At 34.0% G+C, this 14,128-nt stretch carries 15 protein-coding genes; 6 read left to right on the forward strand and 9 right to left on the reverse strand.

Annotated features, from left to right (window positions below; translation table 11 throughout):
* Window positions 1-127 precede the first annotated feature (127 nt).
* The 8 genes from VLC96_RS00130 to VLC96_RS00165 form a co-directional block, all read right to left on the reverse strand.
* Window positions 128-1,402: an MFS transporter gene (locus tag VLC96_RS00130; protein WP_325259853.1), complete on the reverse strand. Its 1,275-nt coding sequence runs from the start codon at window positions 1,400-1,402 to the stop codon at window positions 128-130.
* 8 nt (window positions 1,403-1,410) lie between these two features.
* Window positions 1,411-1,638 carry a hypothetical protein gene (locus VLC96_RS00135; RefSeq protein WP_325259855.1) on the reverse strand — a complete coding sequence of 76 codons (228 nt, stop codon included), beginning with the start codon at window positions 1,636-1,638 and terminating at the stop codon, window positions 1,411-1,413.
* 11 nt (window positions 1,639-1,649) lie between these two features.
* The gene (locus tag VLC96_RS00140) at window positions 1,650-2,240 is read right to left on the reverse strand and encodes a TetR/AcrR family transcriptional regulator (RefSeq protein WP_325259856.1); all 591 of its coding nucleotides are present in this window, start codon (window positions 2,238-2,240) and stop codon (window positions 1,650-1,652) included.
* A gap of 156 nt (window positions 2,241-2,396) precedes the next feature.
* Window positions 2,397-4,634 carry an NADP-dependent isocitrate dehydrogenase gene (locus VLC96_RS00145; protein ID WP_325259858.1) on the reverse strand — a complete coding sequence of 746 codons (2,238 nt, stop codon included), beginning with the start codon at window positions 4,632-4,634 and terminating at the stop codon, window positions 2,397-2,399.
* Window positions 4,635-4,922: 288 nt separating this feature from the next.
* Window positions 4,923-5,273, reverse strand: a complete 351-nt coding sequence (gene rplS / locus VLC96_RS00150) for a 50S ribosomal protein L19 (protein ID WP_325259860.1) — start codon at window positions 5,271-5,273, stop codon at window positions 4,923-4,925.
* Window positions 5,274-5,457: 184 nt separating this feature from the next.
* Window positions 5,458-5,829 (reverse strand): hypothetical protein, encoded by a 372-nt coding sequence (locus VLC96_RS00155; RefSeq protein WP_325259862.1) that lies wholly within the window; start codon window positions 5,827-5,829, stop codon window positions 5,458-5,460.
* A gap of 68 nt (window positions 5,830-5,897) precedes the next feature.
* A complete protein-coding gene (gene trmD / locus VLC96_RS00160; protein WP_325259864.1) occupies window positions 5,898-6,575 on the reverse strand; it encodes a tRNA (guanosine(37)-N1)-methyltransferase TrmD in 678 nt (225 codons plus the stop codon).
* A gap of 129 nt (window positions 6,576-6,704) precedes the next feature.
* The gene (locus tag VLC96_RS00165) at window positions 6,705-7,355 is read right to left on the reverse strand and encodes a DNA/RNA non-specific endonuclease (RefSeq protein ID WP_325259866.1); all 651 of its coding nucleotides are present in this window, start codon (window positions 7,353-7,355) and stop codon (window positions 6,705-6,707) included.
* A 316-nt stretch (window positions 7,356-7,671) separates the two neighbouring features.
* Between VLC96_RS00165 and VLC96_RS00170 the strand changes: the two genes are divergently transcribed.
* From VLC96_RS00170 to VLC96_RS00195, 6 genes are all read left to right on the forward strand, one after another.
* Complete coding sequence (locus tag VLC96_RS00170; RefSeq protein ID WP_325259879.1) at window positions 7,672-9,738, forward strand: M3 family metallopeptidase; 2,067 nt, start codon at window positions 7,672-7,674, stop codon at window positions 9,736-9,738.
* Window positions 9,739-9,930: 192 nt separating this feature from the next.
* Window positions 9,931-10,317, forward strand: coding sequence for a putative quinol monooxygenase (locus VLC96_RS00175; protein WP_325259868.1), 387 nt, complete (start codon window positions 9,931-9,933; stop codon window positions 10,315-10,317).
* A 361-nt stretch (window positions 10,318-10,678) separates the two neighbouring features.
* Window positions 10,679-11,026 (forward strand): cupin domain-containing protein, encoded by a 348-nt coding sequence (locus VLC96_RS00180; RefSeq protein ID WP_325259870.1) that lies wholly within the window; start codon window positions 10,679-10,681, stop codon window positions 11,024-11,026.
* Between the two features lie 33 nt (window positions 11,027-11,059).
* The gene (locus VLC96_RS00185) at window positions 11,060-12,226 is read left to right on the forward strand and encodes an MFS transporter (RefSeq protein WP_325259872.1); all 1,167 of its coding nucleotides are present in this window, start codon (window positions 11,060-11,062) and stop codon (window positions 12,224-12,226) included.
* Between the two features lie 60 nt (window positions 12,227-12,286).
* Window positions 12,287-13,219: a peptidylprolyl isomerase gene (locus VLC96_RS00190; RefSeq protein WP_325259874.1), complete on the forward strand. Its 933-nt coding sequence runs from the start codon at window positions 12,287-12,289 to the stop codon at window positions 13,217-13,219.
* Between the two features lie 175 nt (window positions 13,220-13,394).
* Window positions 13,395-13,730 carry a tRNA-binding protein gene (locus VLC96_RS00195; protein ID WP_325259875.1) on the forward strand — a complete coding sequence of 112 codons (336 nt, stop codon included), beginning with the start codon at window positions 13,395-13,397 and terminating at the stop codon, window positions 13,728-13,730.
* Window positions 13,731-13,767: 37 nt separating this feature from the next.
* On the opposite strand, the gene VLC96_RS00200 is transcribed toward VLC96_RS00195, so the two are convergent.
* Window positions 13,768-14,128: YceI family protein (locus tag VLC96_RS00200; RefSeq protein WP_325259877.1), on the reverse strand; the 361-nt coding region annotated here is incomplete at its 5' end.

Below are 14,128 nucleotides of genomic sequence, written 5' to 3' on the forward strand. Positions count from 1 at the left end.
ATCCATACTTTGTATACTAAAAAGCCATTCTATCAAAAATAAGCTATTTTTGGTAGAATGGCTGATATTCAGTTTGTTGTTTTGTTTTTAAGAAGGTGTTTTTAAAATGAATTTAATGATAATTCTTCTAAACCTCTTGCATTGTTAAAGAGATTGCATCTGACTTTTCTTTGCTTCTCTTTTTCCCAAGTTTATCCACTCTGTACATTAGGAACATGGATGTAATCGAAATGCAAACAATTATTATTCCCAAAGTGTCATAATGTTGTAATGGGCTAAATTTGTTGTTTTGTATTACAATAGTTCCGGCAAAAGCGGCTGCAATACCGCCGGCAATTTGCTGTAAAGATGAATTAATGCTCATAAAAGCTCCTCTGTCCTGCATTTCTGGAATAGCCGTCACCAAGGCTGTTGAAGGTACCATTCGTCCCATAACGCCCATCATCATTAATACATTTATAGTTGCAACGATTGCAAATGGAGTTACACCAAGATTCGTATAAATTAGAACCATAACTATTGTCCATAAAGATGCAAAAGCGAATATTTTGTATTTGTCAATTCGATCGCTCAATTTTCCAATTAAAGGCATTATAATTAACGTTGATAAACCTGCTATCATAAATAACATTGGTAATTGATTTTCGGTTATTTTTAAATTATTAATAGCAAAAGCACTGCCAAAAGGCATCAACATAAAACCTCCAATTGACAGCAAAGCTGTGGCAGTAAATCCTACTCGATAATCTTTTTTGGCAATTGTATGAATTAAATGTCTAAAAGCTGATTTGTCTGTTTGAACTGCTAGGTGTTTGTTGATTGGTTCTAGCTTGGTAGCAATAACAATCGCTATAATTCCTGCCATTCCCGCTACCCACAAAAAAGGTGCATGCCATCCCCAGGCATTAGCAATATACAATCCTATTGGAATACCCAAAATCTGACTGGCACCAAATCCCATTTGGATAAATCCCATCACTCGTCCACGTTGTTGAAGACTAAATAAATCGGCAACAATTGCCATTGAAATAGAACCAATTACGCCTCCAAATAAGCCAGTAACAATTCTGGCGGCGACTAATAATAGATATGAATTGACGATTCCGCACAAGATCGTCCCAAATATAAAACCACCGTAGAAGAACAGTAATAATTTTTTTCGGTCAAATTTATCTGCAAAACCTGCTGTAAGAAGCCCTGAAATACCTGCACTAAAGGCATATGCAGAAACTACCAAACCAAAACTTGCCGGTTTTAAACTAAGGGATTTCATTAAAATATCGCCCATAGGTGACATGACCATAAAGTCGAGAATTACTGTAAATTGGGTGATAGCCAGTAAAAAAACGGCTAATTTTTGATAAGATGTAAAGGGGGTCGGTTGGGTATTTTTATCTTTCATTTTTTGTTCTATTCTAAAATTGTACAGAGAAAATTGTGTTGGCTAATAAGGTGAATTATTTGTTCTTCGCACAACGTGTCACTTTCAATGCGCAAAACACAATCAATGTCTTCCTGATCGATAGTCCATTTGGATATTTCTAAATGGTTGTCTAAACAGTTGCTTATTTGTTGCTTTTCGCTTTCGGTTTTTATGTCGGTTGCAAATATCAATATGTTTTGTAAATCAGTTTCCATAGTTGTTAGTTTTATGGTGTCAATGCTTTTATAACTAATTCAAATGCTGCATTTGTTGTTTCAGGTGTTAATTTAAAAGGATTTCCTCCAAAGCTTTTGCCTTCGTTTTCAAATCGTAATAATGTGTATAAAGGTCCATATGCAATACTCCAAAATACTTCTTTGTTAATAGGAAGTAATTCTTTTTTCGCTACTGCGTTGTTCACAAAAGTTCCCATAGTCGTTTTAAAATCTAATAGACTTTCATCCAAAATGGAATCTCTATATGTTGAATGACCTAAAAGATCCCAGCAGGCTACTTTTTCTGGGTTTTGCATAACGAATCGTGAGCGGTTTTCCCATTGTTTTAATAAACCTTCTCTAAAAGACATGTCGGGCGTAAAATCTCTGGTCATTTCTTTAAAAAAAACTTGTCCAATCTCTGTGCCAATTTTTAGAATTAAATCTTCTTTGTCCGAATAATAGATATAAAGTGTAGCCACAGAAATTCCACATTCTTTGGCCAATCGATTCATACTGAAGCCTTCAATTCCAAGTTTCACCAGCATTTCGATGGCTTTTTGTTTTACTATTTCTTCCTTGTTTGTATCTCGCGTTCTCATTTTTTTGATTTGGATAATCAAAAGTAATAATTATAAATGAATGTTCGCTTATTTATGAAAAAAAATTGCATCTTATTCATTTTAAGATTTATAAAATGTGGTATAAAAAAAAGACAACCCTTTCGAGTTGTCTTTTCACTATATAAACTAAATTGATTAAGCAGTTTTCAAAGTAGTAATCTTATCTAAAATAGTATTGAATGTTTCACTAGGACGCATTGCTTTACTAGTCAATTCAGGATTAGGTTGGTAGTAACCACCAATGTTTTGTGGTTTTCCTTGAGATCCTATTAATTCACTGTTGATTTTAGCTTCGTTAGCTTCAAATTCGACAGCGATAGGAGTAAAGATGGCTTTTAATTCAGCATCTTTTGTTTGTGCAGCCAAGGCTTGTGCCCAATAAAAAGCCAAATAAAAGTGAGAACCTCTATTGTCGATTTGTCCCACTTTACGTGCTGGTGATTTATCGTTTGCTAAGAATTTATCATTTGCTTCGTCTAAAGTCTCAGATAAAACAATCGCTTTTGAATTGTTTAATGTTTGTCCTAAATGCTCTAATGAAGCTCCTAAAGCCAAAAACTCACCAAGAGAATCCCAACGTAAATACCCTTCTTCAACAAATTGTTCAACATGTTTTGGAGCAGATCCTCCAGCACCAGTTTCGAACAATCCTCCGCCATTCATTAACGGAACGATAGATAACATTTTTGCAGAAGTTCCTAATTCTAAAATTGGAAATAAGTCAGTTAAATAATCACGTAATACGTTACCAGTTACCGAAATAGTATCTAAACCTTTGATTATTCTGTCTAAAGTAAATTCAGTTGCAGCAACTGGGTTTAGAATACGGATGTCTAAGTTTGTTGTATCGTAATCTTTTAAATATTTTTGAACTTTAACGATCAATTCTCTGTCGTGTGCTCTGTTTTCATCTAACCAAAAAACAGCTGGAGTATTAGATAAACGAGCTCTGTTTACAGCCAATTTTACCCAGTCTTGAATTGGAGCGTCTTTAGCCTGACACATTCTGAAAATGTCGTTAGCTTCAACAACTTGTTCCATTAAAACATTTCCGTTTTGATCAACAACACGAACAACACCATCAGCACTCATTTGAAAAGTTTTGTCATGAGACCCGTATTCTTCGGCTTTTTGAGCCATCAAACCTACGTTTGGTACACTTCCCATTGTTTTTGGGTCGAAAGCACCGTGTTTTTTACAAAAATCGATAGTGGCAGTATAAACTCCAGCATAACATCTGTCCGGAATAATAGCAAGGGTATCTTGTTGTTTACCGTTTTTGTCCCACATTTGTCCAGAAGTACGAATCATTGCCGGCATAGAAGCATCAACAATTACATCAGATGGAACGTGTAGGTTTGTAATTCCTTTTTCAGAATTAACCATTGCCAACGCAGGACCGTTTTCGATCGCTTGTGTCAAAGCGGCTTCAACTTCTGCTTGTTCAGGCTGTCCTGCGATTTTAGCATAAATATCACCTAAACCATTGCGGGTATCAACGTTTAATTTTTTGAATAAATCAGCATATTTTGCAAAAACGTCTTTGAAATATACTTCGACAATAGCTCCAAAAATAATTGGATCTGAAACCTTCATCATAGTCGCTTTCAAGTGAACTGAAAGCAAAATTCCTTCGTTTTTAGCTTCTGCAATTGCATTGGCAACAAAACTTTTTAAAGCTGAAATGTTCATTACAGAACTATCAATAATTTCGCCAGCTTTTAATGGAGTACTTGCTTTTAAAACAGTTGTAGAACCATCTTTAGCAATAAATTCAATTTTTACATCATTTGCTTCAGCAACAGTAACCGATTTTTCACTTCCGTAAAAATCACCGCTTGCCATTGAAGCTACTTTTGTTTTAGAAGTTGCAGACCAAGCTCCCATAGAATGTGGGTTTGCTTTTGCAAAATTCTTTACAGCTCTTGGCGCTCTACGATCTGAGTTTCCTTCACGTAAAACTGGATTCACAGCAGAACCTAAAACTTTAGAATATTTAGCTTTAATTTCTTTTTCAGTATCATTTTGTGGGTCTTCTGGGAAATTTGGTACCGCGTAACCGTGAGATTGTAATTCAGCAATAGCTGCTTTTAATTGCGGTACAGATGCGGAAACGTTTGGCAACTTTATAATATTAGCTTCTGGAGTAGTAGCTAATTTTCCAAGTTCTGTTAAAGCATCTCCTGTTTTTTGATCGTCTTTAAGGAAATCCGAAAAGTTAGCTAAGATTCTTCCGGCAAGAGAAATATCTCTTGTTTCTATTTCGATATTAGAAGTTGCAGTAAATGCTTGAACGATTGGTAAAAAAGAATAGGTAGCCAATAAAGGAGCCTCATCTGTAAGAGTGTAAAAAATTTTAGCTTTTGGTGTCATTTTTTATTTTTTTTTTTAATCTAAAACATAAGTTTTTAATGACCTTATCAGCAATTATAACGATTGAGTAAGGCGGGCAAATATATGAAATGAAGTTGTAATAGGGTTTCAAAATTAGGTTAAAAAAATAATTTTAAACGTATATTCTGTGATATTCTTAATTTGATATTTTTAGTGCCTTTTGATTTTTAAATTATGATTTTTGATGCCTAAAAATTATCAATAAAAAAGTCCCAAACTCGAAAAGTATCGAATTGGGACTTTTTATTAATTAAAGAAGTTAATAAATTATCTTCTTTTATCTCTAATTTTAGCTTTTTTACCAGTAAGTTCTCTGAAGTAGAAAATTCTTGCTCTACGTACATGACCTTTCTTGTTGATTTCAATTTTTTGTAAAGCTGGTAAGTTAACTGGGAAGATACGCTCAACTCCAATTGCACCAGACATTTTACGAATTGTAAAAGTTTCAGTGTTTCCTGAACCTCTTCTTTGAATAACAACACCTTTAAAAAACTGTGTTCTTGTTTTTTCACCCTCTTTAATTTCGTAGAAAACTGTGATAGTATCTCCAGCTCCGAAATCAGGGAAATCTTTTCTTGTTACGAACTCGTCCTGAACGAATTTCAATAAATCTGCCATTTTAAATGTAATTTATGGTTTTAATAGAGCAACATTCACGGTTTTCGCCAGAGGTTGGTCTAATGAGGGTGCAAATGTAGTTAAAATTTTCAATATTCAAATTCCAAATTCCATTTTTTTAATAAGTTAATTAATTGGAATTTGGAATTTTAAAATTTGGAATTTATCTTTTTGTATTTGAAACTTATGGCGTCATTTTCCCCTCTTTTACTTTCTGTTTTGTTTCTGCAATTTTATCTTCTGTTTTGGCTTTAATGTCGCTGTATTTGTTGATGCCCAGTGACGAAGTTAAAGCTTTGTCTCTTTTGTCAAATAATTTATCGATTTCTTTATCACGATTTTCCTTTGATAAGTTCTTTTCGTCGACACTAAACAATTCCAATACCAATTGATTGTTGGCATTTTCATAAGACGTTTTTTCATCTGCGCTAAGCGCTACACCGTAGGTTTTGTTGAGTTCATTCAATAAGGATGTTCTATTTATTCCTTGTGCAAATGTTGTTGCAGAAATTAAAAACGTAACAATTAAAAATGCTTTAATAATTAATTCTTTCATGATTTTACTTTTTAAGGTTATTATAGAGTGAACTAATATTAATTATAAAAAGTATAAATATATGAAAATTAATCCTTTAGTAAGTCAGGTCTTCTGTTCTTTGTGTGTTCATAAGCGGTATCTTCTCTCCATTTGTCAATTTTTGCAAAGTGGCCACTCAATAAAACATCTGGAACTTTCCAACCTTTGTAATCGGCAGGGCGAGTATAAATAGGGCCCGAAAGCAAGCCATCCTGAAAACTGTCTGTCAATGCTGATGTTTCGTCACTTAATACTCCTGGTATTAATCGAATTAAGGAATCGCAAAGAACTAATGCTCCCAATTCTCCTCCAGAAAGTACGTAATCACCAATTGAAATTTCTTTGGTTATAAAATGATCACGAACGCGTTGATCGACTCCTTTATAATGACCACATAGAATAATAATGTTTTCATACATCGACATGGTGTTGGCCATTTTTTGGTTTAGCGTTTCACCATCTGGGGACATATAAATAATTTCGTCGTATTCTCGCTGGCTTTTCAAATGAGTAATGCAGGCATCTATTGGCTGAACGGTCATAACCATTCCGGCACCACCGCCAAAAGGATAATCATCAACACTTTTTTGTTTATTGGTCGTATAATCTCTTAAATTATGAAAATGAACTTCTACCAGCCCTTTGTCTATAGCACGTTTCATAATCGAAGCTTCAAATGGGCTTCTTAATAATTCAGGTAATACGGTGATAATATCAATTCTCATGTTGCTTTTTTAAGAAGGGCAAAGGTACATCAAAAGATTTCAGATTTCAGATTTCAGATTTCAGATTTTTTTGAAAAAGAAACTTAATAGTAAATAAATTTTATTTCAAGAATGGTTAATCATATTTCATTAGCTAAAGCTCCATTCTTTATAACTAAGCTCTTTTTTAATCTTTTCTTCTATTCTTTCAACTAGTTTTTGATTAAAATTGATTCCTGTAATTTGTTCAATAGTATCAATAGTTGTCGCAAAAGTATACAGTGGCGCATCCGATTCTGCATTAGGAATTAAAAACGGAATCATAACTAAACTATCATTTTGAACCCGAACTACAATTTTGAAAAAATATTCTGGAACTGAAACCTCTTCTTCACCAATCGTGATCAAATCGTCTTCTAAAATTCCTCCCGTCACGACGAAAAGCGCCGAATATTTATCTGCCCAATAACGGACTTTTTGTTCCAATCTGTTCCAAACACCAGCATTAAAAGCTTTGTTTTGTGGCGAAACATTCGAGGTAAAAAAGGTTTCATTATAAGCTTCTTCAGAAAAACGCATATCGGCCGCAGGAACAAGATGCCCTTTGTCGTAGCCCGTGTCTTTGTAATTTCTCCAATGTGCCGATTCAGTATCAACCAATGGATCTTGCCTAAAATAAGGGCGATCGTAACAATGACGTTGCGTCTGAGACTGTGCTGTTAAGTAATAAGCAGCCCATTCTGCTTGTTCGTGTTCTTCAGAATAGGAGAGAAAGAAATGTTTATGTCTAATTATACTCATAAGCTACTTTTGTTTAAAAGAATGATTACTTAATACCAGTTTTCAAACCATCAGGTTTTGTTGTCTGAAGAATTCATGTGCTTAGTTTAAAAGCTTAAAACAAATTTAAAATTTATTTCAGCTTTTGTGTTCGGGATTTAGAGTAATGATCGAATATTTGAAAAAAAAATGAATTATTGAATTGTTTGTGATTTAAATAGACTAAAAAGGTTTTTTTAATTAATTTTATAACTTACTAATTCATAAAATATTTAATATGCGAATTACATCTACATTAATAGGGATGAATTTATTGTGTTTTGTTTTTTTGCTGCCAATGCAAAATACAAATGCACAAAACAATACCGAAAAAATGAAAAATCCATTATTGCAAAAAAGCACGTTACAGTATCAGGCACCCAATTTTAGTATTATTAAAGACGATCAATTTAAACCTGCATTCGAATATGGTTTAAAAGTTGATACTGAGAATCTCGAAAAAATAGCAAATAATCCTGCTAAACCCACCTTTCAAAATACTGTTTTAGCTTTGGAAACAATGGGTGAGGATCTGAATAGAGCCACAGGGATTTTTTATAATCTAACAGGTGCTAATACCAATCCAACGTTGCAGGCGATTGAAGAAGAATATGCGCCTATTTTTTCTGCTCATAATGATAAGATTTTTTTGAACAGTAAATTGTATAATCGTTTTAAAGCAATTGACTTAACTAAATTAAAAGGAGAAGACAAAAAACTGACTGAATTCTATCTGCAAAAATTTGAATTGGCTGGAGCTAATTTATCTGAAGCAGATAAAGAAAAAATGAAGAAAATCAATGGAGAATTAGCAACTTTAAGTACTCTTTTTGATAATAAATTGTTATTAGCCCGAAAAAATGGAGCCGTTTTATTCGATAATGCAGCCGATTTGGACGGTTTAAGCGCAGCCGAAATTGAAGCTGCTAAACAAAAAGCCAAAGAAGCAGGTTATGAAAATAAATATCTAATAGGTTTATTAAATACAACTCAACAACCTTTATTAGTTAGTTTAAAAAATCGCGCAACAAGAGAAAAAATATACAAAGCATCTTGGTATCGTGCCGAAAAAAATGACGAAGGTGATACTCGCGAAACTTTAGAAAAAATAGTAAGATTGCGTTTGCAAAAAGCCAATTTGATGGGCAAGAAAAGTTTTGCCGAATGGAAATTACAAGACCAAATGGCAAAAACACCAGAACCAGCCATGAAACTATTAGCACAGATTGCAGGTCCAGCCGTTGCCAAAGCTAAAGTGGAAGCTAAGGAAATTCAAGATTTAATTGACGCCCAAAATGGAGGTTTCAAACTAGAACCTTGGGATTGGAATTTCTACGCAGAACAAGTGCGTAAAGCAAAATACGATTTGGACGAAAGCCAGATTAAACCTTATTTTGAAATAACTACTGTTTTGGAAAAAGGCGTTTTCTTTGCTGCCAAACAAATGTATGGAATCACTTTCAAGGAAAGAAAAGATTTACCAGTTTACAACCCAGATGTAAAAGTATATGAGGTATTTGATGATAAAGGGACGTCTATCGCTATTTATTATTTAGATTTTTATACGCGTGATAATAAAAAAGGTGGCGCCTGGATGAATACTTTTGTTAATCAATCTCATTATTTAAAACAAAAACCAGTAATTGTAAATGTTTACAATTTTGCCAAACCAGTTGGTGGCAATCCATCTTTAATCAGTTTTGATGATGTAACTACGATGTTTCATGAGTTTGGACATACTCTACACGGACTGTTTGCCAATCAGCAATATGAATCATTATCTGGAACTTCGGTACCAAGAGATTATGTAGAATTTCCATCTCAGATCAATGAACACGCTGCTTTAGATCCAACAGTATTGAAAAGTTATGCAATTCATTATCAAACCAAACAGCCAATGCCACAAGAGCTCATTGATAAAATCAAAAAAGCCGAAACATTCAATAAAGGTTATGATGTAACAGAGATTCTAGCAGCTTCAACACTTGATATGGCTTGGCATAGTGTCGAAAAAGAATCCGATTTCAAACCTACTTTAGTCTTCGAAAAAGAAGCTTTAGAGAAATACGGATTATTGGTTAATGAAGTACCACCGCGTTACCATACTCCTTATTTTGCTCACATTTGGGGAGGCGGTTACTCAGCGGGTTATTATGCATACACTTGGTCAAAAACCTTAGATTACAACGCCTACGATTGGATGGAAGCTCATGGCGGAATGACCAGAGAAAATGGCGAAAGATTTAAAAAATACATTTTGTCTGTCGGCAATAGCGTTGATTTAAACAAAGCATTCAAAGATTTTATCGGTCACGACATGCAAGTTGAACCTTATTTGAAAAATGCTGGACTATTAGTTAAGTAATTTTTTAAAATTCAATATAAAAAATGGCATTCGAAAGAGTGTCATTTTTTTTGGAGCTATTTCCTGCTGTCCATTGGCAGCAAGACTAGGGTGTTGATTTTCATAAGAGTATGATGGTTTTATAATTTATTAAGAATATTTTAGATATATTTGAGAGGCATAAGTTTGGTGAACCATTATAAGTTATATAAAATGAAAACTATTCTAATTACACTACTGATGTTTTTTTCAATTGATAGTATCACAGCTCAAAACGAAATGATTGTAAGACTTACAGAAATCGAAATTGATTCTAATTTCGTTAAGGAATATAGTGAAATTCTTAAAGAGGAATCCAGCGCCTCAGTTGCATTAGAGCCAGGTGTTATTTCTATTTTTCCAATGTTTCAAAAGGATAATCCAATCCAAATAAGAATTTTGGAAATATATGCAAATAAAGAGGCATATGAATCCCATTTAAAAACGCCACATTTTCAAAAATATAAAACCACTACACTCAAAATGGTCAAAGCACTTCGTCTCATTGATATGTCTGTGATGGATCCTGAAAATATGAAAGAAATGTTTTCTAAGCTATAAAATAAAGCAATAATTGTATCCATAAATTAGATAAGCATACCTCGTTTAAAGCAATTATAGCGGGGTTTGTTTTTTATACTATTTCTGTTTTGAAATACTGGAATAAAAAAATAAATAGTTATTTACTAAACCATTAAGAAATTCGGAACAATACTTTCAGACAGTGTATCTGAACAGAGCTTGATTAATCTAATTGACGAGCAATTGAGTTTGTAGTTGTTAAGGAATTAAACTTAATTTTACAGAATAACTCATAGGTTGCAATTAAATGATTTTATTATTGTTTGAATGGCAGTCTATGAGTTATTTTTGCGTTGAAAAAAAAAGAAAATATATTCAAACTATAAAAAAATAAAATACAATGCAAAAATTTGGAGCAAGCAGAGAATTTATAAAAGACGAAGATCTAGAATGGGAAGTAGTAGGTGAGGGGATCAAACGTAAAATTATGGGTTATGATGATACCATTATGATGGTCAATGTGCTTTTCGAAAAAGGAGCTATTGGAACACTACATGAGCATTACCATTCGCAAGTTACCAATGTTGCTAAAGGTTCATTTGAAGTAACCATCAATGGAATAACCAAAGTAATGAAAGAAGGAGATTGTTTTTACATTCCGCCTCACGTTGTTCATGGTGTACTTTGCCTTGAAGATGGTTTGTTGATTGACGTTTTTAGTCCTATTCGAGAAGATTTTATGAAATAAGAAACTGTTAGCTATTAGAACAATATCTTGCACATGAATTTATCCAAAACAAATGTTTTATTTATGGCAGCCTGCACTGGAATTATAGTTGCAAATCTATATTACTGCCAACCTTTAATTGTTTTAATTGCTAAAGAATTTAAAATCCCTGAAGCAAATGCGGGAACAATAACCTATTTAACACAAGCCGGTTATGCAATCGGTTTGTTTTTTATGGTACCTCTTGGAGATAAAATCGAACGCAAAAAACAAATTCTGATTACAACTTTTGCTTCAGTAATAGCTTTAATTATTGCAGCTACAGCTAAAAGTTTTTTTATTTTAGAGATAGCTTCATTACTTATCGGAATGGCTTCGATTGTGCCGCAACTTATTTTGCCTTTAGCAGCTTCTTTAAGTTCTCCGGAACAACGTGGAAAAGTAATTGGAATAATCATGAGCGGATTATTGATAGGAATTTTGATTTCCAGAACAGTAAGTGGTTTTGTTGGCCAACTCTTTGGATGGCGGGCAATGTTTTGGATTGCAGCGGGAATTTGTCTCCTGATATTTTTTGTTATCCAAAAAACATTTCCAGTCAACAGACCTCAGTTTACAGGTTCGTATGGTCAATTAATTCAGTCGCTTTTTTCATTGATAAAAACACAACCTCTTTTGCGAGAAGCGACTCTGATCAATGCATTTTCTTTTGCACAGTTTGGTGCTTTTTGGACAACAATGGTTTTGTTACTTTCGGATGAACCATTTCATTTTAATAGCGCGACAATTGGACTCTTTGGAATTGTGGGAGCTTCCGGAGCTTTGGCAGCACCATTAGTTGGGAAACTTGGAGATAAAGGAAATTCGCGAATTGCTGTTGGTTATGGCTGTTTATTGCTTTTAATTAGTTTCGTAGTTTATTATTTTTCGACAGCAAGTGTCATCGGAATTATTATTGGAATTGTACTTATGGATATCGGAATTCAAAGTGTTCATATATCAAATCAAACTAGGGTATATTCACTTTTACCCGAAGCCAGAAACAGATTGAACACGGTATTCATGTCGTTTAGTTTTTTAGGAACAGCAGCTGGCTCAGCTTACGGATTATTACTGTGGAAATTGGGAGGTTGGCATGCTGTTACTATCGGTTGTGCTGTTTTGGCGCTTTTATCGTTAGTAGTTTACGGACTTACTTATAAACCAAATTCTAAAAAATAGAAAGGGCAGATTAATATTGAATTAATTTGTAAATTTGCGCCTCAACAAAAAATAAACAAAATGGAAAACGGAATATACGCTAAATTCAACACTGCAAAAGGTTCGATTTTAGTAAAATTAACACACGATTTGACACCTGGAACAGTTGGTAACTTTGTTGCTCTTGCTGAAGGAAATATGGAAAATAAAGTAAAACCTCAAGGGCAAAAGTTCTATGATGGTTTAAATTTCCACAGAGTAATTCCTGATTTCATGATTCAGGGAGGTTGTCCAAAAGGAACTGGAACTGGAGATCCAGGTTACAAATTTGATGATGAATTTCACCCATCTTTGAAACACGACCGTCCGGGAGTACTTTCTATGGCTAATTCTGGTCCTGGGACAAATGGTTCTCAATTCTTTATTACACACGTACCAACTTCTTGGTTAGACAACAAACACACTGTTTTCGGTCATGTTGTAGAAGGACAAGATGTAGTTGATGCAGTTGCTCAAGGTGATGCATTAGAAACAGTTGAAATCATCAGAGTTGGTGAAGAAGCTCAAAAATGGAATGCAATCGAAGCTTTTATTGGTTTAAAAGGAGCTCGTATGAAAAGAGAAGCGGCTGCAAAAGCTGAATCAGAAGCAAAAATGGAACAGTTAGCTGCAGGTTTTGAGAAAACTGAAAGTGGTTTACGTTACCAATTCATTCAAAGAGGTTCTGGTAAAAAAGCTGAAAATGGTAAAACAGTTTCTGTTCATTACGAAGGTTCTTTAGATAACGGTAAAGTTTTTGATTCTTCTTACCCAAGAAAAAAACCAATCGAATTCAGATTAGGTCAAGGTCAGGTAATCGAAGGATGGGACGAAGGAATTGCTTTGTTATCAGTTGGTGATAAAGCTCGTTTTGTAATTCCATCAGATTTAGGATACGGGCCTGCAGGAGCAGGAGGAGTGATTCCACCAAATGCTGTTTTGATTTTTGACGTTGAATTAATGGACGTTAAATAATTTGTAGAGACGTTGCAATGCAACGTCTGTACAGATGATTTCGCATCGCAACGTCAGTCTGTATTGTGATGAAAATTTAGGATCCCAAAACGAAAGTTTTGGGATTTTTTTTAACTATTTTTATCAAATCTCTTAGAGCCTTAGCCTCTTAATAACTTAGCAGCTTTAAAAAAAAATGGATTTAACTTGGTCAGAATTTGAAAGAGTAGAAATGCGAGTGGGAACAATACTCGAAGTCAATGATTTTCCCGAAGCGCGAAAACCCGCTTTTCAGCTAACGATTGATTTCGGAACTGAAATCGGAATTCGAAAATCATCTGCACAAATCACTAAACGATATGCTAAAGAAGTTTTGGTTGGCAGGCAAATCGTGGCCGTAGTCAATTTTCCCAAAAAGCAAATTGGGAACTTCATGAGCGAATGCTTAGTACTTGGCGCTGTAGGCGAGGAGGGAGATGTTATTTTATTAGCTCCCAATTTTGAAATAGAAAATGGATTACGAATAGGTTAATTTATGCCATTAGTATTTATATGTGCTGATAGTATTATTAATGTTGTTCCTTTATTAATTCCAGATTGCCATTTATTTTTATTTCGTCACCGATTATAATACCCATACTTTCTATTGCAGAATTCCAGACCAAACCATAATCTCTGCGATTAATAATTCCTTTTAATTTCAGACCTGCTTTTGTGTTTCCTAAGTGATCGATATTGCTTCCGCAGTAATCAATATGTAAAATAGTCGGTTTGGTGGTTTCTTTGATAGTTAGTTTACCGATTATTTCAAACGTAGTTTCTCCGATTCTTTTGAATTTAGTGGAGTAGAAAGAAATTTTCGGAAACTTTTTAGCGTCAAAAAAATCAGGACTTCTTAAGTGAGTATCTCTTTTTTTGTCATTGGTATTG

Origin of the sequence: Flavobacterium sp., assembly GCF_035456085.1 — a bacterium.
Taxonomy (GTDB): domain Bacteria; phylum Bacteroidota; class Bacteroidia; order Flavobacteriales; family Flavobacteriaceae; genus Flavobacterium.